Origin of the sequence: Silanimonas sp., from assembly GCF_027531545.1 — a bacterium.
Lineage (GTDB): Bacteria > Pseudomonadota > Gammaproteobacteria > Xanthomonadales > Xanthomonadaceae > Silanimonas.
The window spans coordinates 94,081-118,761 of sequence record NZ_JAPZSC010000006.1; the positions used below are offsets into that span (position 1 = coordinate 94,081).

Sequence of the window (24,681 nt, forward strand, 5' to 3'; positions counted from 1 at the left end):
CTTCACTACTGTCGATGGAATGTCGACGCGTGCTAGCGTCGTTCTTTCGTCCATGGGAGGTGTGGTGATGTCGCGGGGATTCAATTTCAGTGCCGGTCCGGCCGTGCTTCCGGAGCCGGTGCTGCGCCGGGCGCAGGCCGAACTGCTCGAGTGGGGCGGTGAACGCGCCTCGGTGATGGAAGTGTCGCACCGCGGCAAGGCGTTCATCGCCGTCGCTGAGAAGGCCGAGGCCGATCTCCGCAAGCTGATGGGCATCACCGACGATTACGCCGTGCTGTTCCTGCAGGGCGGCGCCACCACGCACTTCGCCCTGCTGCCGATGAACCTGGCCGCCGCCGGCCAGCGTGCCGATTACCTCGTCACCGGCGCCTGGAGCAAGAAGGCCGCCAGCGAGGCCAAGCCCCATGCGGCGGTGAGCGTTATCGCCGATACCGCTGCGTCGACGTACACCACGTTGCCGGCGCCCGGCAGCTACACGATCGATCCGTCGGCCGCGTACGTGCACCTCGTGGCCAACGAGACGATCCACGGCGTCGAATTCCCCGATGCCATCGACACCGGCAGCGTGCCACTGGTGGCCGATTTCAGCTCGTCGATCCTGTCGCGCCCGATCGACGTTTCGAAGTACGGGGTCATCTACGCCGGCGCGCAGAAGAACATCGGGCCCTCGGGCCTCGTCGTGATGGTGATCCGCAAGGACCTGCTGGAGCGGGCCGGCCAGTCGCGCGCCAAGATCCTCAGCTACAAGGAGCACGCGGCGCAGGGCTCGATGCTCAACACGCCGCCGACCTTCAGCTGGTACCTCGCCGGCCTGGTGTTCGAGTGGATGCTCGAGCAGGGCGGTCTCGCCACCTTCGAAGCCAACAATCGCCGCAAGGCCGAAGCCCTGTACACCGCCATCGACGGCAGCGGCGGCTTCTACCGCAACCCGGTGGCGCTGGACGCCCGTTCGCTGATGAACGTGCCCTTCATGCTGAAGGACGCCGCGCTCGACGCTGCTTTCCTGAAGGAATCGGAGGCCGCCGGCCTGCTGGCGCTGAAGGGCCATCGCGACCTCGGTGGCATGCGCGCCTCCATCTACAACGCGCTGCCGTACGAGGCCGTTGCCGCCCTCGTCGATTTCATGGGCGACTTCGCCAAGCGGCACGGGTGAGCCATGGCTGACGAACCGCAAACGACGGCCGGGGAGGGCGGTAGCCCGCTCGACCTCGGCCAGGTCCGGGCCCGCATCGACGGCATCGACGAGACCATCCAGCAGCTGATCGCCGAGCGCGCCCGTTGGGCGCAGCAGGTCGGTCGGGCCAAGGGCCCGCTCAAGGCCGCCGTCGACTACTACCGCCCCGAGCGCGAGGCGCAGGTGTTGCGCCGCGTGGTCGACCGCAACGAGGGGCCGCTGGCGGACGAGGTGCTGGTGCGCCTGTTCCGCGAAATCATGTCTGCCTGCCTCGCCCAGCAGGAGCCGCTGAAAGTCGGCTATCTCGGCCCGGAAGGCACCTTCTCGCAGCAGGCGGTGCACAAGCACTTCGGCCATTCGGCCAAGGGCTTGCCGCTGGCCAGCATCGAAGAGGTGTTCCAGGAGGTCGATGCCGGCAATGCCGATTTCGGCGTGGTGCCGGTCGAGAACTCGGGGCAGGGCACCATCCAGTCGACGCTCGACATGTTCCTGACCTCCTCGCTGAAGATCTGCGGCGAGGTCGAACTGGGCATCCACCAGTATCTGCTGGGGCGCACCGGCCGGATCGAGGACATCGAACGCGTCTATGCGCATCCGCAGTCGCTGGCCCAGTGCAAAGCCTGGCTGCGCGCGAACCTGCCGAAGGCTGAACTCGTCCCGACGCCGAGCAATGCCGACGCGGCCCGCCGCGCCCGCAATGCCGATGACGCCGCGGCCTTGGCCGGGGAGTCCGCCGGCCACGTCTACGGTCTGAAGACGATCGCCGGGCCGGCCAACGACCGGGCCGACAACACCACGCGCTTCCTCGTGCTCGGCCGCGAGCTGCTCCCGACCTGCGGCCACGACCGCACCTCCCTGCTGGTTTTCGTCAACGACCAGCCGGGCGCGCTGTTCGGCATCCTCAAGCCCTTCGCCGACGTCGGCCTGTCCCTGAATCGCATCGAGTCGCGTCCGGCGCACACGCGGCGCTGGGAGTACGCCTTCTTCATCGACGTCTCCGGCCACGTGGACCAGCCGGAGATGCAGGCGGCCCTGCAGCAGCTCGGCGCGTTCGCCTCCACGGTGAAGATCCTCGGTTCCTACCCGGTGGCGGTGCTCTGATGGGGCGCGATTTCGGCGCCCTGGCCAGCCCGGGCATCCGAGGTCTCGCCAGCTACGACCCCGGCCACGACATCGTGGCCCTGCGGAACAAGGCCGGTGAGCAGGGCCTGCTTGAGCTGGGCGGCAACGAGAGCGCTTGGGGCGCCAGCCTGCTGGCGATGGCCGCGCTGCGGTCGGAGCTCGACACGCTCGAGCTTTACCCGGACCCGCGCGGTGGCGTGCTCAAGCACGCGCTCGCGGAAGCGTTCGGGGTGGCGCGCGAGCAGCTGCTGCTCGGCAACGGCACCCACGAACTCTTGATGCAGGTGGCGCAGGTCTTCGCCGGGCCGGAGCGCCCGGTACTGGTGTCGCGCTACTGCTTCGCCGTGTACCCGCTGGCCGCGCAGGCGGCCAACGCCCGGCTCGACGTGGTCGAGGCGCTGCCGAAGGAGCACCCCACGCAGCCCCGGGGCCACGACATCGACGCGATGATCGCCGCCCTGACGCCAGCCCATGGGCTGGTGATGCTGGCCAACCCGAACAACCCCACCGGCACCTGGCTCACCACGGCGCAGATCGAGCGCCTGCTGCAGGCCGCCGGGCCGGACACGCTGGTGGTACTGGACGAGGCCTACGGCGAGTTCCTCGCCCAGCCGGGCTGCGACTCTGCTTTAGGTTTGTTGCGTAAGTATCCGAATCTATTGGTGACGCGCACGTTTTCGAAGCTGCACGGTCTGGCTGCGCTGCGTGTCGGGGTGCTGGTCGCCGACCCGGGCGTCGTGGCCGTCATGGAGCGCGTCCGGGAGAGCTTCAACGTCAACAGTCCCGGCCTTGCCGCCGCGGCCGCGGCGCTGAAGGACGAGGCGCACATCGCCACTGTGCTCCACGAGACGGCGGGCAACCGCGAGGCGCTGGCCATCGAGCTGAAGGCCCGCGGCTGGTTCGTCCACCCGTCGCAGACCAACTTCCTGCTGGTCGACTTCGGCACGCCGGAGACCGCCGCCGCCATCGACCGCGGCCTGCTGGCCCGCGACATCGTCGTCCGGCCCATGCGCGGCTACGGCTTGCCGCAGTGCCTGCGCATCACCGTGGGCAAGGTCGAGCAGAACGCCCGGCTTTTGAAGGCGCTGGATGCCGTGATGGCCGAAACCGGACTGTCGGCGCTCGGCGCGGGAGCTTCCGCATGAGCGGCGGCAGCGCGGCCTGGATCGCTGCCGCGGGCCGTCCGCTGACCGGGCGGCTCCGCGTCCCCGGGGACAAGTCCGTGTCGCACCGCTCGGTGATGCTCGGAGCCCTCGCCGAGGGCATCACTCGCATTACCGGCTTCCTCGAAGGCGAGGACACCATCGCCACCGCGGCCATCCTGCAACGCCTCGGCGTGCGCATCGAGGCATCCGGCGAGGGGGAGCGCATCGTCCATGGCGTCGGTCTGCAGGGCCTGCGGCCCGCAGAAGGCCCGCTCGATTGCGGCAACGCCGGCACCGGCATGCGGCTGTTGGCGGGCCTGTTGGCCGGCCAGGCCTTCGAGAGCGTGCTGGTCGGCGATGCGTCCCTGAGCAAGCGGCCGATGCGCCGGGTCATCGACCCTTTGGCGCGGATGGGCGCGCGGATCGACAGCGAAGGCGGCCTGCCGCCACTTCGAATCCACGCGAAGAGTGTTTTGCAAGGCATTGATTATGAATGCCCCGTCGCCAGCGCGCAGGTGAAGTCGGCCATCCTGCTGGCCGGCCTGTACGCCAGTGGACCGACCACCGTCCGCGAGCCGCATCCGACCCGTGACTACACCGAGCGGATGCTCTCGGCCTTCGGTGCGGACATCGATTTCGCCCCGGGCGTCGCCACCTTGCGCCCCGGTCGGGCGCTCAGGGCCACCTCGGTCGATGTCCCGGCCGACTTCAGTTCGGCGGCCTTCTTCCTCGTGGCGGCCAGCGTCATCCCCGGTTCGCACCTGGTGCTCGAACGGGTCGGAGTGAACCCCCGTCGCACCGGTCTGCTCGAGGCCCTGCGCTTGATGGGCGCTGACCTCACGGTTCGCCCGGCGGGCGAGCAAGGTGGGGAGCCTGTTGCCGACATCGAGGTCCGGGCCGCCCGCCTGCGTGGCGCTGCGATCCCGGAAGCGCTGGTCCCGGACATGATCGACGAGTTCCCGGCCCTGTTCACCGCCGCTGCGCTCGCCGAGGGCACGACCATCGTCAGCGGCGCGGCCGAGCTTCGGGTGAAGGAATCCGACCGCATCGCGGTGATGGCAGCGGGCCTTCGTGCGCTCGGGGCGGTCATCGACGAAACCCCGGACGGTGCAGTCATCACCGGCAGCGGCTTCACCGCGAACGCCGCCTCGACGCCCAGCGAGTCGCGAACCGGGCGACTCCGCGGCGGACAGACCGACAGCCGTGGCGACCACCGCATTGCGATGAGCCTGGCCATCGCCGCCCAGTGCGCCGCGGGCGAGGTCGTCATCGATGACGTGGCGAACGTCGCGACCTCCTTCCCGGGCTTCGACGCGTTGGCGCGTGGGGTCGGGTTCGGGCTGCGACTCGCGTAGACTGCCGCCCCGCATGAGTCCTTCGACCTCCCGCGGCCGCGATCCGGCCACCGCCGCCGGCGCGACAGCGCCAGTCCTCACCATCGACGGGCCGTCCGGGTCGGGCAAGGGCACCGTCAGCCGAATGGTTGCCCATGCGCTCGGCTGGCATTACCTCGATTCCGGCGCGCTGTACCGAGCGGTCGGCCTGGCGGCTGCGTGGGAACAGATCGACCTTTCCGATGCCGAGGCCGTGGCGGCCTGCGCCTCGCGCACCGTCATCCGCTTCGATGGCGACGGCGAGGGCGAGCCCAAGGTCTGGGTGAACGGCAAGGACGCGACCCACCAGCTGCGCATGGAAACCGCCGGGGCCGCGGCCTCCGCGATCGCCGCACACCCGCCCGTTCGAAGCGCGTTGACCGATCTTCAGCGCAGTTTCCGCACCGATCCCGGCCTCGTGGCCGACGGTCGCGACATGGGGACGGTCATCTTCCCCGAAGCCCCTTTCAAGGTCTTCCTGACCGCCAGCGCCGAAGAGCGCGCCCATCGGCGGCATAAGCAGTTGAAGGAAAAGGGAGTTTCTGTTAACTTCGACAGTCTTCTGCACGAAATCTCGGCTCGCGACGAACGCGATGCCAGCCGTGCGGTGGCGCCCCTGAAACCCGCATCCGATGCGCTTTTCCTGGATTCCACCGGTCGGTCGATCGGCGAGGTGGTCCAGCATGTGCTGGCGCTCGTTCCCGAATCGATGCGACGGCCCTGAGGGCCCACGACGGCGCGCATCGTCCGCCGGGACCACGTACCGAAGAACCGCTCCGGCGCGCATCCCGCACGCCGGTTTTCCCACGCATCGCAAGATGCATTGCAGGTGGGCGCGTCGCGCAGGAATGCGGACGAAAGCCTGATGTCCAACCAGAGAAACTCCAATGACTGAATCTTTTGCCGAACTGTTCGAACAGAGCCAGACCGCGCTCAACAAGCTGAAGCCGGGCGCCATCGTGTCGGGCGTCGTCGTCGAGATCCGCAACGACGTCGTCGTCGTGAACGCCGGCCTGAAGTCCGAGGGCATCGTCCCGATCGAACAGTTCCGTAACGAAGCCGGCGAGCTGGAAGTCAGCGTCGGCGACACCGTCAAGGTGGCGCTGGACTCGCTCGAGAACGGCTTCGGCGAAACCGTGCTGTCGCGCGAGAAGGCCAAGCGCGCCATGGTGTGGGACGAGCTCGAAGAAGCGATGGAAAAGGCCGAGACCGTCACCGGCCGCATCAGCGGCAAGGTCAAGGGCGGCTTCACCGTCGACATCCGCGACGTCCGCGCGTTCCTGCCGGGCTCGCTGGTCGACGTCCGTCCGGTCCGCGACCCGGTCTACCTCGAGGGCAAGGAACTCGAGTTCAAGATCATCAAGCTCGACCGCAAGCGCAACAACGTGGTCGTGTCGCGCCGCGCCGTCGTCGAGTCGGAGCACTCGGAAGAGCGCGAGCAGCTGCTCGAGCGCCTGCAGGAAGGCGCGATCGTCACCGGCGTGGTCAAGAACCTCACCGACTACGGCGCGTTCGTGGACCTCGGCGGCATCGACGGCCTGCTGCACATCACGGACATGGCGTGGAAGCGCGTCCGCCACCCGTCGGAAGTCGTCAACGTCGGCGACGAGCTGCAGGTCCGCGTGCTGAAGTTCGACCGCGAGCGCAACCGCGTTTCGCTCGGCCTGAAGCAGCTCGGCGAAGATCCGTGGGACAACATCGCCCGCCGCTACCCGAACGGCGCCCGCGTGTTCGGCAAGGTCTCGAACGTCACTGATTACGGCGCGTTCGTCGAGATCGAGCCGGGCGTCGAAGGCCTCGTCCACGTGTCGGAGATGGACTGGACCAACAAGAACGTCAACCCGTCGAAGGTCGTCCAGCTCGGCGACGAGACCCAGGTCATGATCCTGGACGTCGACGCGGAGCGTCGCCGCATCTCGCTCGGCATGAAGCAGTGCACGCCGAACCCGTGGGAAGCGTTCGCGGCGATGAACAAGAAGAACGACAAGGTCTCGGGCCAGGTCAAGTCGATCACCGACTTCGGCATCTTCATCGGCCTGGAAGGCGGCATCGACGGCCTCGTGCACCTGTCGGACATCAGCTGGAACACCACCGGCGAAGACATCGTCCGCAACTTCAAGAAGGGCGACACCGTCGAGGCCGTCGTCCTCGCCGTGGACCCGGAGCGCGAGCGCATCTCGCTGGGCATCAAGCAGATGGAGCAGGACCCGTTCGGTTCCTTCGTGGCCCAGCGCCAGAAGGGTGCGATCGTGAACGGCACCGTCAAGGAAGTGGACGCCCGTGGCGCCACGGTCGACCTGGGTGATGGCGTCGAGGGCTACATCCGCGCCTCGGACATCGCCAAGGAGCGCGTGGAAGACGCCAGCCAGCACCTGAAGGTCGGCGACAGCATCGAAGCCAAGATCGTCGGTACGGACCGCAAGAGCCGCGTGCTGCAGCTCTCGATCCGCGCGAAGGACGAGGCCGAAGTGCAGGAAACCCTCGCCGAGTACAACAAGTCGGCGGCGGAAGCCTCCAGCGGCACCACCAAGCTGGGCGCGCTGCTGCGCGAGCAGCTGGGCAACCGCGAGTAATTGAAGCGACAACGGCGGCCCGGGTTCGCCCGGGCCGCTGCCCCTGAATGCGGCCGTCGAAGGGATCGATGACCAAGTCCGAATTGATCGAGGCGTTGGCGCTGCGCCAGCCCCATCTGAAGCCCGAAGACGTCGAGCTGGCGGTCAAGTCCCTGCTCGAGATGATGAGCGACTCGCTCACGACCGGGCAGCGCATCGAAGTGCGCGGGTTCGGCAGTTTCTCCCTGCATTTCCGCCCGCCGCGGCTGGGCCGCAACCCGAAGACCGGCGAGAGCGTCGAGCTGCCGGGCAAGTACGTCCCGCACTTCAAGCCGGGCAAGGAACTTCGCGAGCGCGTGAACCCCGTGGTTCCAGAATCGCCCTGATCCGTCGATAATCCCGCGATCCCTCCGCAACGGCGTGGTCGCATGCGTCTGATCCGCATCCTGCTGGCCTTCCTCTGCATCGCGTTCGGCATTGGTGTCGTCGCGCTGAACGCCGAGGCCGTGCACCTCGACCTGCTGTGGATCGAGTTCTCCCTGCCCCTGGGTCTGCTGCTGCTCTCTGTCCTGCTGCTCGGCGCCCTGCTGGGCGGCATGGCCGCCTTGCTGTCGCGTGGCGAGTCCACACCGGCCGCTCCGGCCGAAGACGAGGCGTCGGCCGGATGATCAGCGTCTGGTGGGTCCTGCTGCTGGTGCCGGCGATCGGCATGGCCGGGTGGTACCTCGGGCAGCGTGGCAGCGAGCGTCGCGGTGGCGCCCGCATCTCGAAGCTGTCGGCCACCTATTTCCGCGGCCTGAACTACCTGCTCAACGAGCAGCAGGACAAGGCCATCGAGGTCTTCCTGCAGATCGCCGAGCGCGACAAGGAAACCCTCGAAACCCAGTTCACGCTCGGCACGCTGTTCCGCCGTCGCGGCGAGGTGGACCGTGCCATCCGCTTGCACCAGAGCGTGATCTCGCGCCCGGGTCTTTCGGACGAGCAGAAGACGCGCGCGATCCTCGCGCTGGGCGAGGACTACATGCGTGCCGGGTTGCTGGACCGCGCGGAAACCCTGTTCGCCGACCTGGTGAAGCTGGGCTCGGCGGCGCCCCAGGCCCTGCGCCACCTGATGTCGATCTACCAGGCCGAGCGCGACTGGCAGCAGGCCATCGACCACGCGCGTCGCTACGAGCAGGCCACGCACGAGCCGATGGGCAAGCTGATCGCCCAGTTCGAATGCGAGCTCGCCGAGAAAGCGCGGTTGAAGGGTGATGGGGCGCTGGCCCGGCAGCACCTCGAGCGGGCGCATGCCGCCGACGCCAACAGCGTGCGCGCCGCCTTGCTGGAAGGACAGATCGAATTGGCTGAAGGCAACGACGGCGCGGCGATCCGCGCCTACGAGCGGGCCGCGCGGCAAGACATCGAATTCCTCCCCGAAGTGTTGCCGCCGCTGTTGGCGGCCTACGACAGGGGCGACGACCCGGCGCGGGCGCGGAGCTTCCTGCTGGAGATGGTCGAGCGTTATCGCGGCGTCTCGCCGGCGCTGGCCTTGGCGCGCCGCCTCGAAACCGAGGAGGGGGCCGGCGTGGCCCTGGAGTTCCTGCGCAAGCACCTGCGGCAGCGGCCGTCGATCCGTGGCGAAGCGGCGCTGATCGAACTCGCGCTGCGCAGCGAGAGCGACGACGCGCGTGGGTTGCTGGTCGCCCTGCAACAGATCAACGAACAACTGATCGTCCGCTCGCCGGGCTATCGCTGCCAAAGCTGCGGATTTGGTGCGCGTGCGCACCATTGGCAATGCCCGAGTTGCAAGCAGTGGGCATCGATCAAGCCGCTGCCGCACGTGGCCATCGAGTGAGGGGACGGTGAGTCCGCTGTTCGAGGCCTTGCTGATGGCATGGCCGCGGCTGTTGCTGGTGGCCGCCGTCGCTTTCGTGGTGGCCGAGGCTTGGCGTCGGCTGGCCCTTCGGCGGGGCGTGCTCGATGTGCCCGGACATCGCAGCAGCCATGCCGTCGCCACGCCGCGGGGCGCGGGCATCGGCATCGCGACCGCTTTCGCGTTGGCCGTGGTGCTCTGGGCGCCCCTAGGTACGGCGCGCGATGCGGTGTTGCTCGGCGGCTTGATGGCGGCGGCGGTGGGGCTGGTCGATGACCTTCGCCCGCTGCGGGCGTCGTGGAAGTTCGCTGGCCAGACCCTCGCGGCGCTTCCCGTCGCGATCGCGCTGCCACTGGCTCCGGAAGGGCTGCCCGTTGTCCTGCCGCCCGTCGTTGCGACGGCGGCGGGCGTGGCCGTCGTGCTGTTGTTCGTGAACGCTTGGAACTTCATGGACGGCATCGACGGCATCGCCGCATGGGCCGCCGTGGCGGTTTGCACCAGCGTCCTCGCCGTCGCGATCAGCAGCGGTGCGGCGCTCGTCGCCCCCGTCGCGATGGGTCTGCTCGCCGCCTGCCTCGGCTTCCTGCCGCTGAATTTCCCGAAGGCTCGGGCCTTCATGGGGGACTGTGGCAGCCATGCCCTCGGCTTCGGCTTGGCGGTGCTGGTGCTGGCCTCGCCCCGTTTGGAAATCGCCGGGGTGGCGCTGGTGGCGAGTGCGGCCTTCCTCGTGGATGTGCTCGGCACCCTCGTGCTGCGCGCCCGCGATGGTGAACGATTGGCGTCCGCCCACCGCCGGCACCTCTATCAGCTCGTCACGCGCAGCGGTTACAGTCACGCCCGCGTGACGATGGCGTACGCGGCATGGATGCTGGCGAGTGGGGTAGGGATGGTCATGGCCCAGCAGGCAGGACTCGAAGCCATCGCCGCGGCGCTGGTTTTCTTCTCCACGGTTTCCGCGTGGTGGTGGCTGCAACGACACTTCACATCGCATCTCAAGGAGCGTGGCCAGTGGTGAGTTCCCCCCGTCCACCCCGCTTCCCGATCAGCCGTGTCCTCGTGGTGTTGCACGACGTGCTCATGGTCGTGCTGGCGTGGCAGGCGCTGATCGCCCTGCGTTACGCGTCCATCGGCTCCAGCGTGCCGATGCACGGGTTCCTTGTCGAAACCGCCATCGTGGTCGCCGTGCAGCTGACGGTGTTCTGGCGCATGGGGCTGTATCGGGGACTGTGGCGGTTCGCCAGCCTGCCGGACCTGAAGAACATCCTGTTCAGCACCATGCTCGGTGGCCTGCTCGTCGCCATCCTGCTGTTCCTGTTCCGGGATCGGGCGGAAGGCGTGCCGCGCGTGGCGCTGGTGCTCTACCCGGTGGCCTTGGCCGTCCTTTTGGGGGCGCCGAGGCTGCTCTACCGAGCCTGGAAGGACGGCCAGGCGCTGCGCGCCGCGGCGGGACAGCGCGAACGCCTGCTGATCCTCGGTGCCGGCCCGACGGCGGAAAGCCTCGCACGCGACCTCCAGCGCAGCGACCGCTACCAGGTGGTCGGCTTCCTCGCCGACGATGGCAGCATCCAGGGCGCCAAGATCTACGGTTTGCCGGTGCTGGGCCGCATCAAGGACCTCGCGCATATCGCGGAGGAAGCGGCGGTCACGCACGTCGCGATCGCCCTGCCGGGTGACCAGAGCGAGCAGCTGGGCCGCATCGCGGCGCAGTGCGAGCGACTGAAGCTGCGCTTCAGCCGCATGCCCGCCCCGGAGGAAGTGCTTCAGGACCAGTGGATGCACGGCGCCCTGAAGGATGTCGCCATCGAGGATCTCCTCGGTCGTGATCCGGTGCTGCCGGACTGGGCCGCGATCCGCGAAACCCTCGCCGGTCGCTCGGTGCTGATCACCGGCGCGGGCGGGTCGATCGGTTCGGAGCTCGCGCGCCAGTGCGCCAATGTCGGCGTCGGCCAACTGGTTCTGGTGGAGCGCTCGGAGCTGGCGCTGCATGAGCTGCAGTTCGACCTGCGTGCCCGCTTCCCCCGGTTGCAGGCGGAGTACGTGCTCGGCGACTGCGGCGACGAGGCGCTGATGCGCCGACTCGTCGAGCAGTGGCGCCCCGATGAGTTGTTCCATGCCGCCGCCTACAAGCACGTTCCGCTGCTCGAAGCGCAGCCGCGCGAGGCGGTGCGCAACAACTTGTTCGCGACCGAAGTGGTGGCGAGGACGGCCGTCGCCGGCGCGGTGAAGACCCTCGTGCTCATCTCGACCGACAAGGCCGTCAACGCCATCAACATGCTGGGTGCCAGCAAGCGCCTCGCGGAGCTGGCCTGCCTCGCGCGCTGTGAAGGCTCCTCGACGCGGCTAGTCACCGTGCGCTTCGGCAACGTGCTCGATTCGGCAGGCAGCGTCGTGCCTCTGTTCCGCGAGCAGATCCGTCGCGGCGGGCCGGTGACGGTCACGCACCCGGACGTCACTCGCTATTTCATGACGATTCCCGAGGCCTGCCAGCTGATCCTGCAGGCCACGACCCTGCGCGAGGCCTCGGGCATCTTCACCCTCGATATGGGCCGTCCGGTGCTGATCCGCGTGCTCGCCGAACAGATGATCCGGCTGGCCGGCTTCGCGCCGTACCGAGACATCGACATCAGCTACTCCGGCCTGCGTCCCGGCGAAAAACTCCACGAGGAGTTGTTCCACGCCGACGAGAGTTACTCGCAGACCGTGCATCCGAAGATTTTCCTGGCCGAACCACGGCCCGTCGACCTCGCCGAGGTGGACGCTACCCTGAAGGCGCTGCGCCAAGCCGTGCAGCGCGACGACGACAGTGAGATCCGACGCGTGATTGCCGAAGCCATCCCCGAATTCGCCGCCACGGCCGCGAGCCGTATCACCGGGCCGTTCCGCCCGCAGGTCATCCGCGGCGGCCGCACGCCATGAGTGCGCGCGTCCGTTGTGCGGTCTTCCCCGTCGCCGGTCTCGGCACGCGTTTCCTTCCCGCCACCAAGACTGTGCCGAAGGAGATGCTCCCGGTCGTCGATCGGCCGCTGATCCAGTACGCCGTCGACGAGGCCATCGAAGCCGGCTGCGACACGCTCGTCTTCGTGACGAACCGCTACAAGCACTCTGTCGCTGACTACTTCGACAAGGCCTACGAGCTCGAGCAGAAGCTCGAGCGCGCGGGGAAGTCCGAACTGCTCGCGTCGATCCGCGACGTGTTGCCGCGCCATGTTCGGGCGGTGTTCGTGACCCAGGCGGAAGCCCTTGGCCTCGGCCATGCGGTGCTCTGTGCCCGACCGGTGGTCGGCGACCAGCCGTTCGCGGTGCTGCTGCCGGACGACCTGATCTGGAGCCGGGGTGCCGGCGCGACCCGCCAACTTGTCGAACTTGCGACGCAGCAACAGGCGAGCGTGATCGCGGTGCAGGACGTCCCGATCGAACAAACGCGCAGCTACGGCATCGTCGCGACGCGTGATTTCACCGGAAGCCACGGCGAAATCAGCGCCATCGTCGAGAAGCCGCGGCCCGAGGAGGCGCCCAGCACCCTCGCGGTGGTGGGGCGCTACGTCCTCCAGCCGGAAATCTTCGATCTGCTGGAGTCGACCAAACCGGGCGCTGGCGGGGAAATCCAGCTCACCGACGGCATCGCGGCCCTGCTCAAGGCGCACAAGACGCTGGCCTATCGTTTCGAAGGCCGTCGCTTCGACTGCGGTAGCCGCATCGGCCTGATCGAAGCGACCCTTCAGTACGCGCTCGAAGACGCCGACCTCCGCGATGCGGCGAAGGCGCTGATGCGTCAGGCCTTGGCCAAGGGCTGACGGCGCGACTCAGCCGAGAGCCGCGGCAAGCGCCGCGATGGCCGCGGCGCCGGACACCACGGCGCCGGCGTGCAGGCGCGTTGTGTACCGCTGGATCTCGAGGTCCCCGATGGCGCGCGGAGCCGGCCATCGGCCCGAGGGGGGCCATTGGCGCGTCTCGCGCGTGCGCCTCGCGATCCACGCCAGTAGCGCTGCCAGCAAGGCCGCGATCATCGCGGCGAGGCCCTGGAGCATCGCCACGAAGTCCGCCATCGCCTCGAGGGACGCTTCAGGGCTCAAGCGCCCCGCCAGCACGCGGTCCTCGAACACCCATCGCAGGCCCCACATCAGGCCGACCACCACGCAGGCGCCGGCGAGTGCGACGAGGATCATGCGGGTCCGGTCCGGTGGGCTTGATGGCGACATCGTCGGCGGGAAAGATGCAGGGGAGCCCTGATGCTATCGCCTCCCGCGCTACCCGCCCATGCTTGAACGCACCGCCACCGACTACTACCGCTCGACCGCCGGGCCCGGCTTGGAGGCCGCGCCGCTCCGCGGCGCCACGGAAGCGCGCGTCTGCATCATCGGCGGCGGATACGCTGGGCTGAACACCGCGCTCGGGTTGGTGGAGCGCGGCGTCACCGACGTCGTCGTGCTCGAAGCCGAGGCGGTCGGCTACGGCGCCTCCGGGCGCAACGGCGGTTTCGTCTTCGCGGGCTATTCGCGTGGCGAAGCCGCCCTGCTCGCTGATCTCGGCCCCGAGGCGGCACGGGCGGCGTACCGGCGGACCCAGGATGCCGTCGCCCTCGTACGTTCCCGCACCGAGCGTTACGCCATCGACTGCGACCGGATCGACGGTGGCGTGCTGTGGGCGAACTGGTTCCGCGACGGCGACGTGCTGGAGCGTCGCCGCCGCCTGCTGGAGACGCATTTCGACACGCACTGGCAGCCGGTGGACCGCGCGCGACTGCGGCGGCAGGTGAAGAGCGAGCGCTACAGCGCGGCCCTGTTCGAGCCCCAAGCCTTTCACTTCCACCCGCTCAAGTACGCGCGGGGTTTGGCCGGAACGCTCCGTCATCTCGGTGCGGCGGTCCATGACGCCACCCCGGCAATCGGCCTTCGAAGCAAGGGCAGCGGTTGGCGCGTGGAGACGCCGGACGGTTCGGTGGATGCCGAGCATGTGGTGCTGGCTTGTGGCGGCTACCTCGCTGGGCTGGTCCCCAAGGTCGATGCCTCGGTGCTGCCCATCGCGACCTACGTGATCGTGACCGAACCCTTGGGGCCGCGTGCCGCGGAAGTGCTCGAGACGCAGGCCGCCGTCTACGACACGCGATTCGCCTTCGACTACTACCGTCTGCTCCCGGACACGCGCCTGCTGTGGGGTGGGCGCATCTCGGTGCGCGATCGCGAGGCGATGGAGGTCGAACGCCTGTTGCGACGCGACGTGCTGCGCGTGTTTCCCCAGCTCGACGGCGTGCGCATCGATCATGCCTGGTCCGGCCTGATGAGCTACGCCCGCCACGAGATGCCGCAGATTGGCCGACTCGATGCGGGGCTGTGGCACGCGCAGGCCTTCGGTGGGCACGGCGTGGCCCCGACCACGGTCGCGGGCGAGGTGTTGGCTTCGGCGATCGCTGAGGGCGATCCCACGTGGCAGGCCTATGCGCCCTACGGCCTCGCCTCCGCGATGAAGCCCTGGGGCTTCGCCGGCGCACAGGCTACCTACTGGTGGCTGCAGGCCAAGGACGCGTGGAAGGACTGGCGCGAGGGTAGGGCAGCGCGCCCTTGAACGAGAAAGGCCCGGCGATGCCGGGCCTTTTCGTTTCGGATCAGCTCGGGGTCAGAGCGCTTCGAAGATGCCCGCCGCGCCCATGCCGGTGCCGATGCACATCGTCACCATGCCGTACTTCTGCTTGCGGCGACGCAGGCCGTGCACGATCGTCGCGGTGCGGATCGCACCGGTCGCGCCCAGCGGATGGCCCAGCGCGATCGCACCGCCCAGCGGATTGATCTTCGAGGGGTCGAGGCCGCAGGTGCGGGTGACGGCCAGCGCCTGCGCGGCGAAGGCTTCGTTGAGCTCGATCCAGTCGAGCTGGTCCTGCGTGAGGCCGGCCTGCTTCAGCGCCTTCGGGATCGCCTCGATCGGGCCGATGCCCATCACTTCCGGGCGCACGCCGGCGACCGAGAAGCTGACGAAGCGGGCGAGCGGGGTCAGGCCGTACTGCTTGATGGCCTTCTCCGAGGCCAGCAGCACCGCGCCGGCGCCGTCACTCATCTGCGAGCTGTTGCCCGCCGTCACCGAGCCACCCATGCGGAACACCGGTTTGAGCTTGGCGAGGCCCTCGACCGAGGTGTCGGCGCGCGGGCCTTCATCGGTGTCGACGGACTTCTCGATCAGCTTGACCGTGTTGCCGCCCAGCACCGGCACGCGGGCGCGCACGGCGTAGGGCGAGATCTCGGCCTTGAACTCGCCGGCGGCGATAGCGGCGAGCGCGCGACGGTGTGATTCGGCGGCGAAGGCGTCCTGGTCGTCGCGGCTGACCTTCCACTCCTCGGCGACCTTCTCGGCGGTGATGCCCATGCCGTAGGCGATGGCGACGTGCTCGTTGTCGAACACGCTCGGGGCCATGGCGACCTTGTTGCCCATCATCGGCACCATGCTCATCGACTCGGTGCCGCCGGCCAGCATCAGGTCGGCGTTGCCGAGGCGGATCTGGTCGGCCGCCAGCGCCACGGCCTGGAGGCCGGAGGAGCAGAAGCGGTTGATGGTCTGCGCGGCGATGGTGTTCGGCAGGCCGGCCAGCAGCACGCCGATGCGCGCCACGTTCATGCCCTGCTCGCCCTCGGGCATGGCGCAACCGATGATCGCGTCGTCGATCTGCGAGAGGTCGATGCCCGGGGCCTGCGCCACGACGCTCTTCAGCACGTGGGCCAGCAGGTCGTCGGGGCGGGTGTTGCGGAAGAAGCCGCGCGGGGCCTTGCCGACCGGGGTGCGGGTGGCGGCGACGATGTAGGCGTCTTGAACTTGCTTGCTCATGGAGGAAACTCCGAAGTCGGGCGCGCCGGCGGCCTTGGCCGCCGGCACAAAGGGTCAATTCCGCAGCGGCTTGCCGGTCTTCAGCATGTGCGCGATGCGCTCCTGCGTCTTCGGCATCTGGGCGAGCGCGACGAAGTGCTCGCGCTCAAGGCGGATCAGCCAGTCCTCGTCCACGGTCGCACCGCGGTCGATCTCGCCACCGGAGAGAACGGTCGCGATGCGCGTGGCGATCTCCATGTCGTGCGGGCTGATCATCCGGCCCTCGAGCATGTTCACCAGCATCATCTTGAAGGTGGCGATGCCGACATCGCCGGCCGCGGTGATCGTGCGGTTCGGCAGCGGCGGGCGGTAGCCGGATTCGGCCATGCCCAGCGCGGTCTGGCGTGCCACGTGCAGCAGCTCGTGCTCGTGGAAGACGACGATGTCGTTGTCGCGCAGCAGGCCGAGTTCCTTCGCTTCAAGGGCGGAGGCCGAGACCTTGCCCATCGCGACGGCTTCGAACAGCGGCTTCAGCTCGGCGAACACGTCGCCGTTCTTCGCCTTGGCCGAGGCACGGCCGGCGAACTCCTTCAGGCCGCCACCCGCGGGCAGCAGGCCGACGCCGGCTTCGACGAGGCCGATGTAGCTCTCGAGGTGGGCCACGGTACGAGCCGAATGCATCTGGAACTCGCAGCCGCCGCCGAGCGCGAGGCCGCGAACGGCCGCGACCACCGGCACCAGCGAGTACTTGATGCGCTGGCTGGCCGCCTGGAAGGTGGCGACCATCGCATTGAACTCGTCCAGCTTGCCGGCCTGCAGGGCGCCCAGGGCGCCGGCCAGGTCGGCACCGGCCGAGAACGGTCCCTTCGGCTGCCAGATCACCATGCCGCGGAAGTCCTTCTCGGCGATGTCGATCGCCTGCAGGACGCCAGCCAGCACGCCGTCGCCGACGGTGTTCATCTTGGTCTTGAAGCTCAGCACCGCGATGCCGTCGCCGTCGGTCCACAGGCGCACGGCGTCGGTTTCGAACACCGTCGTGCCGGGGTTGGCCGAGGCCTCGCCGATGACGGTTTCCGGGAAGCGCTGGCGGCCATACACGGCCAGCGCCGAGCGGGGCAGGGCAGCGTTGCGGGCGGGGCTGAAGCTGCCGTCCTTGCCGTGCACGCCGGCGCGGCCGTCGGTCACCCAAGCCGGCAGCGGGGCCGTGCCCATGGTCTTGCCGGCGGCGATTTCTTCGGCGATCCACGCGGCGACCTGCTGCCAGCCGGCGGCCTGCCAGGTCTCGAACGGGCCGAGGTTCCAGCCGTAGCCCCAGCGCATGGCGAAGTCGACGTCACGCGCGGTGTCGGCGATCGAGTGCAGGTGGAAGGCGGCGTAGTGGAACAGGTCGCGGAAGATCGACCAGAGGAACTGCGCCTGCGAGTGCGAGTGCGCGCGCAGCTTGGCGAACTTCTCGGCCGGGTTCTTGATCTTCAGGATCTCGACCACTTCAGGATTCGCTTCCGCGCCACTGGGGCGGAAATCCTGCTTGGCGAGATCGAGGACGAGGATGTCCTTGCCCTTCTTGGTGTAGAAGCCCGCGCCGGTTTTCTGGCCAAGCGCTCCCTTGGCGATCAATGCCTGCAGCCACGCAGGCGCGTTGAAATACGCGTGCCAGGGATCGTCCGGCAGGGTGTCGCGCATGGTCTTGATCACATGCGCCATCGTGTCGAGGCCGACCACGTCGCAGGTCCGGTAGGTCGCCGACTTCGGGCGGCCGATCAGCGGGCCGGTGACGGCGTCGACTTCGTCGAAGCCGAGGCCGAGGCGCTCGGTGTGGTGCATGCCGGCGAGGATCGAGAACACGCCGATGCGGTTGCCGATGAAGTTCGGCGTGTCCTTGGCGTAGACGACGCCCTTGCCGAGCGTGGTCGTGAGGAAGGTCTCGAGGCCTTCCAGCACGCCGGCCTCGGTGCCCTTGCACGGGATCAGCTCGGCGAGGTGCATGTAGCGCGGCGGGTTGAAGAAGTGCACGCCGCAGAAGCGCGGGCGCACCGCGGCCGGCATGGCGTCGGCGAGGCCGTTGATCGACAGGCCCGAGGTGTTCGACGCGACGATGGCATGCGGCGCCACGTGCGGGGCGATCTTCTCGTAGAGGTCCTTCTTCCACTCCATCTTCTCGGCGATCGCTTCGATGATGAGGTCGCAGTCGGCGAGGAGCGCGAGGTGCTGCTCGTAGTTCGCCGGGATGATCGCGGCGGCCTTGCCCTTGGCGGCCAGCGGGGCCGGGGAGAGCTTGCCGAGGTTGGCGATGGCCTTCTGGACGATGCCGTTCTTGTCGCCTTCCTTGGCCGGAAGGTCGAAGAGCAGCGTGTCAACGTCGGCATTAACAAGATGAGCGGCGATCTGCGCGCCCATCACGCCGGCGCCGAGCACCGCCACTTTGCGGATACGAAGCTGGGACATGAGGAACTCCGGTGGGGAGGAGAACGGGAAAATCGTGTGGAACGCTGGAGCGTACGCCGCCGTACGTTAAAGATACGCCGCCGTATGGTCAACCCGGGGCCGGGTGACCGCGGATCGGGAATCAGCCGGCCCGGAGACCGGCGGCGGCGAACCGCACCAGCTGCTGGGCGGCCTTTTCGCAGTGCTGCTTCTCGCTGGTGCCGGCCGGCCGCTTGATCAGGCCGAAATCCGCCATGGCGTAGGTCAGGGCACCGGCGACAAAGTCGAGGCGCCAGTAGAGGTCTTCCTTGGGCAGGCCCGGCACGCACTCGGCGATCGCCTTGGCGAATTCGCGCAGCACATGGCCGTAGTTGTCCGAGAGGAACTTGCGCAGGCCGTCGTTCTTCTCGGCGAACGCTCGGGCAAGGACACGCACGAAGGCCGCGCCGCCGTGCTGGCGATCCAGCGTGAGCGCGAGCGGGGGTTCGATGAAGGCGCGGAGCACGGCCTCGAGGTTGCCCGGATGGGCCTGCCGGGCTTCGACGAGGTGCTTCAGCCGCTTTTCGCTCATGTCGTCCATCCGGCGGCGGAAGACCTCGTTGACGAGGTTCTCCTTCGAGCCGAAGTGGTAGTTGACGGCGGCGATGTTCACGTCGGCGCGGCTGGTGACCTGGCGGAGCGAGGTCCCGGAGAAGCCGTGGATGGCAAACAGCTCCTCGGCGGCGCCGAGGATGCGTTCCTTGGTGTTGAAGTGGGTGGTGCTCATGCGGGCCTCGTTTCAAACGCTTGTTCGATGCTCCGGCGGCGGATGGGTGGCTGTCAAGTGCTTGATTGAATCAAGCGGACGATCGCGAACCTCCCTTGGGGTGGGGGGCATCGGGCGCGGCGCGGTTCCGGGCGTCTTCACACCCTCAGTCCGGACTGCGGAATGTGCCGTAACCCGCTGTCTTTTTTGATATTCGCTGCCTATACTCTCCGCCTTAGCTGTTTCCCTATTGACAAAGGTTTGCAAACATGGCTGTAGAGCGCACCATTTCGATCATCAAGCCCGACGCCGTCGCGAAGAACGTGATCGGCCAGATCTACGCGCGTTTCGAGAACGCCGGCCTGAAGATCGTCGCCGCGAAGATGAAGCACCTCTCGCGCAAGGAAGCCGAAGGCTTCTACGCGGTCCACAAGGAGCGCCCGTTCTTCAACGCGCTGGTCGAGTTCATGATCTCGGGCCCGGTGATGATCCAGGTGCTGGAGGGCGAGAACGCCGTCCTCAAGAACCGTGATCTCATGGGCGCCACCAACCCGAAGGACGCCGCGCCGGGCACCATCCGCGCCGATTTCGCGCAGTCGATCGACGCGAACGCCGTCCACGGTTCGGACAGCCTCGAGAACGCCGCGATCGAGACCGCGTATTTCTTCAGCGCCACCGAGCTCTGCGCGCGCTGAAGCACGGATGGGTACGGTTGACGCTCCTGCCGTAGTGCTGCCGCCGGTTCCTCCGGCGTCGGTGGCGCGCGTCAACCTGCTCGACCTCGACCGGGTGGCCGCGGAGGACTTCTTCGAGCGCGAGCTAGGCGAGAAGCGCTTCCGCGCCCACCAGGTGATGAAATGGATCTACCACCGCCATGTCACCGATTTTGGTGGCATGACGGACCTCGGCAAGGCGCTGCGCACGAAGCTGGAAGACCGCTGCGAGGCCCGCCCGCCGAAGGTGATGTTCGACAAGCCCTCCACCGATGGCACGCACAAGTGGCTGCTCGGCATGGATGCGGGCAATGCCGTCGAGACCGTCCTGATCCCGGACAAGAACCGCGGAACGCTCTGCGTGTCGAGCCAGGTCGGTTGCGGGCTGAACTGCCAGTTCTGCTCCACCGCGACACAGGGCTTCAATCGCAACCTGACCGCCGCCGAGATCATCGGTCAGGTGTTCGTCGCGGCGCGCCACTTGGGCAATGTCCCGCACAAGGACCGCAAGCTCACCAACGTCGTGATGATGGGCATGGGCGAGCCCTTGCTCAATTTCGAGAACGTCGTCACCGCGATGAACCTGATGCGCGATGACCTCGGTTTCGGCCTCGCCAGCAAGCGCGTCACCTTGAGCACTGCCGGCATGGTGCCGATGATCGACCATCTGGCGGCGCGCTGCGACGTGGCCTTGGCCGTCTCGCTGCACGCGGCCAACGACGAACTGCGCACACAGCTCGTCCCGCTGAACAAGAAGTACCCGATCGCCGAGCTGATGGCCGCCTGCCTTCGCTACGTGCGATCCACCAAGATCGATTCGATCACCTTCGAGTACACGCTCATGAAGGGCGTGAACGACCAGCCCGAACATGCCCGCGAACTCGCGGCGCTGATGCGCCAGTTCTGCCGCCAGGCGCAGGACGGCCATGCCGCGAAGGTGAACCTGATTCCGTTCAATCCGTTTCCCGGCACGCGCTTCGAGCGCAGCGGCGAAACGGAGATCCGTGCCTTCCAGAAGAAGCTGCTCGATGCCGGCATCCTGACGATGGTGCGCCGCACCCGCGGCGATGACATCGATGCCGCCTGCGGCCAGCTGAAGGGGCAGGTGATGGACAAGACGCGCCGACAGGCCGAATTCCGCCGCAAGCTCGAGGGCAGCGCGGATGCGGCGGCCTGATCGCCTCCTGCATCTGCTGCTGGCCGCCCTCGTCCTGGCGGGTTGCGCTTCCGCGCCCGCGCCGCGTCCTGCGGATCGCGACACCCCTCACCACACTTCGCCGATCGCCCAGCGCTCGATCAATGCCGCGCAGGCCTTGCTGGAGCGCGGCGATGCCGCAGGCGCGCTGGTCGAGGCCGAACTCGCGGTGAAGGCGGATTCGCGCAGCGCACAGGCGCGGGTGATGCGCGGTACCGCCTTGGAGGCGCTCGGACGGGGCCTCGAAGCGGGTGACGACTACAAGCAGGCCCTGCGGCTTTCGCCTGCGAGCGGCCCCGTGCTGAACGCCTATGGCGCCTGGCTGTGCCGGGCCGGCCGCACCGACGAGGCCCTCAAGGCGTTCAGTGATGCCATCGCCGATGAGTCCTACCGGCAGCCCACGCAAGCCTTGGCCAACGCGGGCAGTTGTGCCTCCGAAGCCGGGCGCGACGAGCAGGCCGAGTTCAATTTCCGGGCCGCTCTCACGCTGGCGCCCCAGCAGGCGCAGGCGCTCTCGGGCATGGCGCGGCTCGAACATCGCCGTGGCGATGCCCTGAAGGCGCGCGCCTTTCTCCAGCGCCGCGAAGCCGTGGCTCCGCTCACGGCGCCGGAGTTGGCCTTGGCCATCGAGATCGAAACCGCCGCGGGCGATGCCCGTGCCGCGGCGCGTTACCGCAACCAGTTGGCCACCCTCGCCGCCGAGGTCGAAGCCAGCTCGCCCCCCTCCGACACGGGTAGTTCGAAACAGTGAGCACTTCGGACCAGAACCACGGCATCGCCGCGCGCCTCAAGGCCGCGCGCCTCCAGCAAGGCCTCGAGATCGAAGCGCTGGCGCGCGAGCTCAAGAACCCCCGAGCGGTGCTCGAGGGCATCGAGCGCGGCGACTGGGCGCGTCTTGGCGCGCCCGTGTTCGCCCGTCATCTGGTCGGCCGCTATGCCAGCCGCTTGGGCGTGAGCGTCGATCTCGACGAGGTCGTCCAGTGCGTCGAAGCGCCGGTCCTTCGTCCGCAGATCTCCGTGTCCCGCATGGGCCGCATCGCCGACGTGTCGATGCGCAACGCGGCCTATGTCGGCGGCAGCCTGCTCGTGCTGCCGCTCGTGTACCTCGCGCTGTCGCGGACCGCCTCCGGTCCGGCCGAGTACCGCCCTCTCGATCCGGTGCCCGCCGAAATCGTTGCGCCGGCCCCGAGGGCGGCGGTGCCGTCTCCCGCCATGGCAGCGCCGTCCACGACGGCTGAATCGGCCCTCGCCGATGATGGCGACGCCGCCGTTCCGGTCGGTATCCCCGGCACCGAGGCGGTCGCCGCTTTGGCGCCAACCGACCTGCCCGTCGAATCCCCGTCCGCGTCGTCCGGCCCGACCCCGGTGTCCGCCAGCCTCGCTGGCGTGCTGCCTTCGGCGCCGCAGCTCGAGCTGCGTTTCACCGGTGACAGCTGGATCGAGGTCTTCGGGCGCGACGGCGGCGTGGTCGAGCGTGCACTCGCCCGTGACGGGGAGGCGCGCCGCTTTGCCGCCGCCGACATCGGCCGCGTCACCATCGGCAATGTCGAGGCGACGGAAGTCGTGCTGAATGGCTCGCGCGTGAACCTCGACGCGGTGCGCGCGGCGAACGTCGCCCGCTTTGCGCTATCCTCCGACGGCTCGATCGAGGCCGTCGCGCGTTGAAGCCGCGGGGGCCTCGCCCCATCCCCTGACAAGCCGCGGTTGCCGCGGTGACGGCTCATGTCCAACGACCAGATCGACGAATACGAACAGGGCGAACGCGTCCGCAAGTGGCTTCGTGACAACGGCGGCTCCGTGCTGGGCGGCATCGCGATCGGCCTCGCCGCCATCGTCGGCTTCCAGACCTGGCAGGGCCGGCAGGATGCGCAGAAGCTCGAGGCCGCCAAACAGTTCGAAAGCTTCCTCACCGCGCAGGAAGCCGGCGAAGCCGAACAGGCGGCCGGCCTTGCCGCATCGCTGACGGCCAACTACGCCGAGACGCCGTACCCCGCGCTCGCCGCCCTGCGTCGCAGCGCCGCCCTCGTCAACGAGGACAAGGCCGAGGACGCCCTGAAGGCGCTCGAAGGCGCACTGCCGACCACGCGCGACGAAACGCTGCGCCAATTGCTCCTGCTGCGCGCCGCTCGCGCCGAACTGGTGCTCGGTCGCCATGACGCGGCCTTGGCCCGCCTCGGTGGCATCGACCTCGACGGCTACGCCGCGCTCCGCGATGAACTCCGTGGCGACGCCCTTGCCGGCCAGGGCAAGCGCGACGAGGCCCGCGATGCCTACCAGAAGGCCTTGACGGGCACTGACGTCGCCTCGCCGACGCGTGTCCTCCTCGAACTCAAGCTCGCCGATACCGGCGGCTCCACGACTCCGGAAGCCTGATCCATGCGCAAGCTCCTCGGCCTGGCCATCGTCGCCGCGCTCGTCCTCCCGGGCTGCACCACCGTCCGCGACTGGTTCCGCACCGACAAGGCGAAGGCCACCGATCCAACCAAGCTCGTCGAGATCGAGGGTGCCCGCGAGGTCGAGAAGTTGTGGTCGGAATCGCTCGGTGATGGCGAGGGCAGCCTCGGCTTCCGCCAGCGTCCCGGCTTCGACGGCAGCACCCTGTACGTCGTCGCCGACGGCGGCGCGCTTCGCGCCATCGATGTCGAAACCGGCGACGAGCGCTGGGAGCGTGATCTCGAGGAACTCTCCAACAGCCGCGGCTGGCGTCTGTGGCAGAGCGGCGTCCGTGAAGGTGGGCTGCAATCCTCCGTCGGCGTGGGCGAAGGCCTCGTCGTCGTCGCCGGCCGCAGCGGTACGGTCTTCGCGGTGTCCGCGGAAAGCGGCGAGCCGCGCTGGGAAGCGCAGGCCTCGGCCGAAGTGCTCGCCACGCCGCTGATCGCCAATGGCCTGGTGGTGGTGCGCTCGCAGGATGGGCGGGTGTTCGGCCTGAATGCGGCGGACGGCAAGCAGCGCTGGGCGTTCGACCGCGCCATTCCGACCCTGAGCTCCCGCGGTGCCAGCACGCCGTTGGCCGCTGCGGGCCTGATCCTCGTGGGCAACGACGACGGTACGGTCGTGGCGCTTCGTCCGGATGACGGCTTGCCGGTCTGGGAAGCACCCGTTGCCGAGCCGGAAGGCCGCAGCGAGCTCGACCGCCTCGTGGACATCGATGGCGACCTCGCCGTCGGCGCCGATGCGGTGTATGCCAGCAGCGTCCGCGGCATCACGGCGGCGATCGCCATCGCCTCGGGCCAGATCGCTTGGACGCGTGACAACGGTGGCGCCAACAGCATCGATCTCACGGCCGATGGCGTCCTGGTGGCCGACAAGGGCGGCACGCTGTGGTCGCTCGATCGCGCGAGCGGCAGCGCCCTCTGGCGCCAGGAAGCCCTGATCCGCCGCCAGCCCACCGGCCCTGTTCTCGCCGGCACCTACGCCGTCGTCGGCGATCTCGAAGGCTACCTGCACTGGTTCGACCCGCGCACCGGCTCGTTCACCGCACGCGAGCGCGTCGGTGATGCGCGCATCGTTGCCACGCCCATCGTCACGCCGACGGGCACGGTCGTTGCCGTGACCGACGAAGGCCGCCTCGCGGCCTATCGCGTCGTCGAGTAA

Annotated in this window: 23 protein-coding genes; 19 read left to right on the forward strand and 4 right to left on the reverse strand. The window is 68.5% G+C overall.

Going from position 1 to position 24,681, the window contains the following annotated elements; all coding sequences use genetic code 11:
• Nucleotides 1-67 precede the first annotated feature (67 nt).
• The 12 genes from serC to galU all read left to right on the forward strand — a co-directional run bounded on the left by serC (nucleotide 68) and on the right by galU (nucleotide 13,015).
• The gene (serC, locus tag O9280_RS04745) at nucleotides 68-1,153 is read left to right on the forward strand and encodes a 3-phosphoserine/phosphohydroxythreonine transaminase (protein ID WP_298339471.1); all 1,086 of its coding nucleotides are present in this window, start codon (nucleotides 68-70) and stop codon (nucleotides 1,151-1,153) included.
• A 3-nt stretch (nucleotides 1,154-1,156) separates the two neighbouring features.
• Nucleotides 1,157-2,275 carry a prephenate dehydratase gene (pheA, locus tag O9280_RS04750; protein ID WP_298339474.1) on the forward strand — a complete coding sequence of 373 codons (1,119 nt, stop codon included), beginning with the start codon at nucleotides 1,157-1,159 and terminating at the stop codon, nucleotides 2,273-2,275.
• Entirely contained in the window at nucleotides 2,275-3,441 is a 1,167-nt protein-coding gene (gene hisC, locus O9280_RS04755; RefSeq protein WP_298339477.1) for a histidinol-phosphate transaminase, read from the forward strand. Before pheA ends, hisC begins: the two co-directional genes overlap by 1 nt.
• The gene (gene aroA / locus O9280_RS04760; protein ID WP_298339480.1) at nucleotides 3,438-4,796 is read left to right on the forward strand and encodes a 3-phosphoshikimate 1-carboxyvinyltransferase; all 1,359 of its coding nucleotides are present in this window, start codon (nucleotides 3,438-3,440) and stop codon (nucleotides 4,794-4,796) included. Before hisC ends, aroA begins: the two co-directional genes overlap by 4 nt.
• A gap of 13 nt (nucleotides 4,797-4,809) precedes the next feature.
• Entirely contained in the window at nucleotides 4,810-5,538 is a 729-nt protein-coding gene (gene cmk / locus O9280_RS04765) for a (d)CMP kinase (RefSeq protein WP_298339482.1), read from the forward strand.
• Nucleotides 5,539-5,701: 163 nt separating this feature from the next.
• Complete coding sequence (gene rpsA / locus O9280_RS04770; RefSeq protein WP_297866283.1) at nucleotides 5,702-7,387, forward strand: 30S ribosomal protein S1; 1,686 nt, start codon at nucleotides 5,702-5,704, stop codon at nucleotides 7,385-7,387.
• Nucleotides 7,388-7,455: 68 nt separating this feature from the next.
• Entirely contained in the window at nucleotides 7,456-7,752 is a 297-nt protein-coding gene (locus O9280_RS04775; protein WP_297866282.1) for an integration host factor subunit beta, read from the forward strand.
• 42 nt (nucleotides 7,753-7,794) lie between these two features.
• Complete coding sequence (locus O9280_RS04780; RefSeq protein ID WP_298339486.1) at nucleotides 7,795-8,034, forward strand: lipopolysaccharide assembly protein LapA domain-containing protein; 240 nt, start codon at nucleotides 7,795-7,797, stop codon at nucleotides 8,032-8,034.
• The gene (gene lapB, locus O9280_RS04785; RefSeq protein ID WP_297866280.1) at nucleotides 8,031-9,203 is read left to right on the forward strand and encodes a lipopolysaccharide assembly protein LapB; all 1,173 of its coding nucleotides are present in this window, start codon (nucleotides 8,031-8,033) and stop codon (nucleotides 9,201-9,203) included. Before O9280_RS04780 ends, lapB begins: the two co-directional genes overlap by 4 nt.
• Before the next feature lie 7 nt (nucleotides 9,204-9,210).
• A complete protein-coding gene (locus O9280_RS04790; RefSeq protein WP_298339490.1) occupies nucleotides 9,211-10,236 on the forward strand; it encodes a glycosyltransferase family 4 protein in 1,026 nt (341 codons plus the stop codon).
• Nucleotides 10,233-12,137: a nucleoside-diphosphate sugar epimerase/dehydratase gene (locus O9280_RS04795; protein WP_298339493.1), complete on the forward strand. Its 1,905-nt coding sequence runs from the start codon at nucleotides 10,233-10,235 to the stop codon at nucleotides 12,135-12,137. Before O9280_RS04790 ends, O9280_RS04795 begins: the two co-directional genes overlap by 4 nt.
• Complete coding sequence (gene galU, locus O9280_RS04800) at nucleotides 12,134-13,015, forward strand: UTP--glucose-1-phosphate uridylyltransferase GalU (RefSeq protein WP_298339496.1); 882 nt, start codon at nucleotides 12,134-12,136, stop codon at nucleotides 13,013-13,015. The genes O9280_RS04795 and galU overlap by 4 nt, the downstream gene beginning before the upstream one ends.
• Nucleotides 13,016-13,024: 9 nt before the next feature.
• Here the strand turns inward: galU and O9280_RS04805 are convergent, their stop codons facing one another.
• A complete protein-coding gene (locus O9280_RS04805) occupies nucleotides 13,025-13,387 on the reverse strand; it encodes a hypothetical protein (protein WP_298339499.1) in 363 nt (120 codons plus the stop codon).
• Nucleotides 13,388-13,478: 91 nt separating this feature from the next.
• On the opposite strand from O9280_RS04805, the gene O9280_RS04810 reads away from it, so the two are divergent.
• Nucleotides 13,479-14,783, forward strand: coding sequence for an FAD-binding oxidoreductase (locus tag O9280_RS04810; RefSeq protein ID WP_298339502.1), 1,305 nt, complete (start codon nucleotides 13,479-13,481; stop codon nucleotides 14,781-14,783).
• A gap of 51 nt (nucleotides 14,784-14,834) precedes the next feature.
• Here O9280_RS04810 and O9280_RS04815 read toward each other — a convergent pair whose 3' ends face one another.
• The 3 genes from O9280_RS04815 to O9280_RS04825 all read right to left on the reverse strand — a co-directional run bounded on the left by O9280_RS04815 (nucleotide 14,835) and on the right by O9280_RS04825 (nucleotide 19,200).
• On the reverse strand, nucleotides 14,835-16,031 hold the full coding sequence (locus O9280_RS04815) for an acetyl-CoA C-acyltransferase (protein ID WP_298339505.1): 1,197 nt from the start codon (nucleotides 16,029-16,031) through the stop codon (nucleotides 14,835-14,837).
• A 54-nt stretch (nucleotides 16,032-16,085) separates the two neighbouring features.
• Complete coding sequence (locus O9280_RS04820) at nucleotides 16,086-18,455, reverse strand: 3-hydroxyacyl-CoA dehydrogenase/enoyl-CoA hydratase family protein (RefSeq protein ID WP_298339507.1); 2,370 nt, start codon at nucleotides 18,453-18,455, stop codon at nucleotides 16,086-16,088.
• Nucleotides 18,456-18,576: 121 nt separating this feature from the next.
• A complete protein-coding gene (locus O9280_RS04825; protein WP_297866272.1) occupies nucleotides 18,577-19,200 on the reverse strand; it encodes a TetR/AcrR family transcriptional regulator in 624 nt (207 codons plus the stop codon).
• 248 nt (nucleotides 19,201-19,448) lie between these two features.
• Between O9280_RS04825 and ndk the strand changes: the two genes are divergently transcribed.
• The 6 genes from ndk to bamB are packed head-to-tail and all read left to right on the forward strand — an operon-like array spanning nucleotide 19,449 to nucleotide 24,681.
• Entirely contained in the window at nucleotides 19,449-19,874 is a 426-nt protein-coding gene (gene ndk / locus O9280_RS04830; RefSeq protein ID WP_297866271.1) for a nucleoside-diphosphate kinase, read from the forward strand.
• A gap of 7 nt (nucleotides 19,875-19,881) precedes the next feature.
• Entirely contained in the window at nucleotides 19,882-21,069 is a 1,188-nt protein-coding gene (rlmN, locus tag O9280_RS04835; RefSeq protein WP_298339510.1) for a 23S rRNA (adenine(2503)-C(2))-methyltransferase RlmN, read from the forward strand.
• Nucleotides 21,056-21,838: a type IV pilus biogenesis/stability protein PilW gene (pilW, locus tag O9280_RS04840; RefSeq protein WP_298339513.1), complete on the forward strand. Its 783-nt coding sequence runs from the start codon at nucleotides 21,056-21,058 to the stop codon at nucleotides 21,836-21,838. Before rlmN ends, pilW begins: the two co-directional genes overlap by 14 nt.
• Entirely contained in the window at nucleotides 21,835-22,752 is a 918-nt protein-coding gene (locus tag O9280_RS04845) for a RodZ domain-containing protein (protein WP_298339516.1), read from the forward strand. Before pilW ends, O9280_RS04845 begins: the two co-directional genes overlap by 4 nt.
• Nucleotides 22,753-22,809: 57 nt before the next feature.
• The gene (locus O9280_RS04850) at nucleotides 22,810-23,460 is read left to right on the forward strand and encodes a tetratricopeptide repeat protein (protein WP_298339519.1); all 651 of its coding nucleotides are present in this window, start codon (nucleotides 22,810-22,812) and stop codon (nucleotides 23,458-23,460) included.
• A 3-nt stretch (nucleotides 23,461-23,463) separates the two neighbouring features.
• Nucleotides 23,464-24,681, forward strand: coding sequence for an outer membrane protein assembly factor BamB (bamB, locus tag O9280_RS04855; protein ID WP_298339522.1), 1,218 nt, complete (start codon nucleotides 23,464-23,466; stop codon nucleotides 24,679-24,681).

What these genes read in the sequence shown, in the direction of transcription:
- serC (WP_298339471.1), top strand. Translation starts at nt 68, where the DNA reads ATGTCGCGGGGATTCAATTTCAGTGCCGGTCCGGCCGTGCTTCCGGAG.
- pheA (WP_298339474.1), top strand. Translation starts at nt 1,157, where the DNA reads ATGGCTGACGAACCGCAAACGACGGCCGGGGAGGGCGGTAGCCCGCTC.
- hisC (WP_298339477.1), top strand. Translation starts at nt 2,275, where the DNA reads ATGGGGCGCGATTTCGGCGCCCTGGCCAGCCCGGGCATCCGAGGTCTC.
- aroA (WP_298339480.1), top strand. Translation starts at nt 3,438, where the DNA reads ATGAGCGGCGGCAGCGCGGCCTGGATCGCTGCCGCGGGCCGTCCGCTG.
- cmk (WP_298339482.1), top strand. Translation starts at nt 4,810, where the DNA reads ATGAGTCCTTCGACCTCCCGCGGCCGCGATCCGGCCACCGCCGCCGGC.
- rpsA (WP_297866283.1), top strand. Translation starts at nt 5,702, where the DNA reads ATGACTGAATCTTTTGCCGAACTGTTCGAACAGAGCCAGACCGCGCTC.
- O9280_RS04775 (WP_297866282.1), top strand. Translation starts at nt 7,456, where the DNA reads ATGACCAAGTCCGAATTGATCGAGGCGTTGGCGCTGCGCCAGCCCCAT.
- O9280_RS04780 (WP_298339486.1), top strand. Translation starts at nt 7,795, where the DNA reads ATGCGTCTGATCCGCATCCTGCTGGCCTTCCTCTGCATCGCGTTCGGC.
- lapB (WP_297866280.1), top strand. Translation starts at nt 8,031, where the DNA reads ATGATCAGCGTCTGGTGGGTCCTGCTGCTGGTGCCGGCGATCGGCATG.
- galU (WP_298339496.1), top strand. Translation starts at nt 12,134, where the DNA reads ATGAGTGCGCGCGTCCGTTGTGCGGTCTTCCCCGTCGCCGGTCTCGGC.
- O9280_RS04805 (WP_298339499.1), bottom strand. Translation starts at nt 13,387, where the DNA reads ATGATCCTCGTCGCACTCGCCGGCGCCTGCGTGGTGGTCGGCCTGATG.
- O9280_RS04810 (WP_298339502.1), top strand. Translation starts at nt 13,479, where the DNA reads ATGCTTGAACGCACCGCCACCGACTACTACCGCTCGACCGCCGGGCCC.
- O9280_RS04815 (WP_298339505.1), bottom strand. Translation starts at nt 16,031, where the DNA reads ATGAGCAAGCAAGTTCAAGACGCCTACATCGTCGCCGCCACCCGCACC.
- O9280_RS04820 (WP_298339507.1), bottom strand. Translation starts at nt 18,455, where the DNA reads ATGTCCCAGCTTCGTATCCGCAAAGTGGCGGTGCTCGGCGCCGGCGTG.
- O9280_RS04825 (WP_297866272.1), bottom strand. Translation starts at nt 19,200, where the DNA reads ATGAGCACCACCCACTTCAACACCAAGGAACGCATCCTCGGCGCCGCC.
- ndk (WP_297866271.1), top strand. Translation starts at nt 19,449, where the DNA reads ATGGCTGTAGAGCGCACCATTTCGATCATCAAGCCCGACGCCGTCGCG.
- rlmN (WP_298339510.1), top strand. Translation starts at nt 19,882, where the DNA reads ATGGGTACGGTTGACGCTCCTGCCGTAGTGCTGCCGCCGGTTCCTCCG.
- pilW (WP_298339513.1), top strand. Translation starts at nt 21,056, where the DNA reads ATGCGGCGGCCTGATCGCCTCCTGCATCTGCTGCTGGCCGCCCTCGTC.
- O9280_RS04850 (WP_298339519.1), top strand. Translation starts at nt 22,810, where the DNA reads ATGTCCAACGACCAGATCGACGAATACGAACAGGGCGAACGCGTCCGC.
- bamB (WP_298339522.1), top strand. Translation starts at nt 23,464, where the DNA reads ATGCGCAAGCTCCTCGGCCTGGCCATCGTCGCCGCGCTCGTCCTCCCG.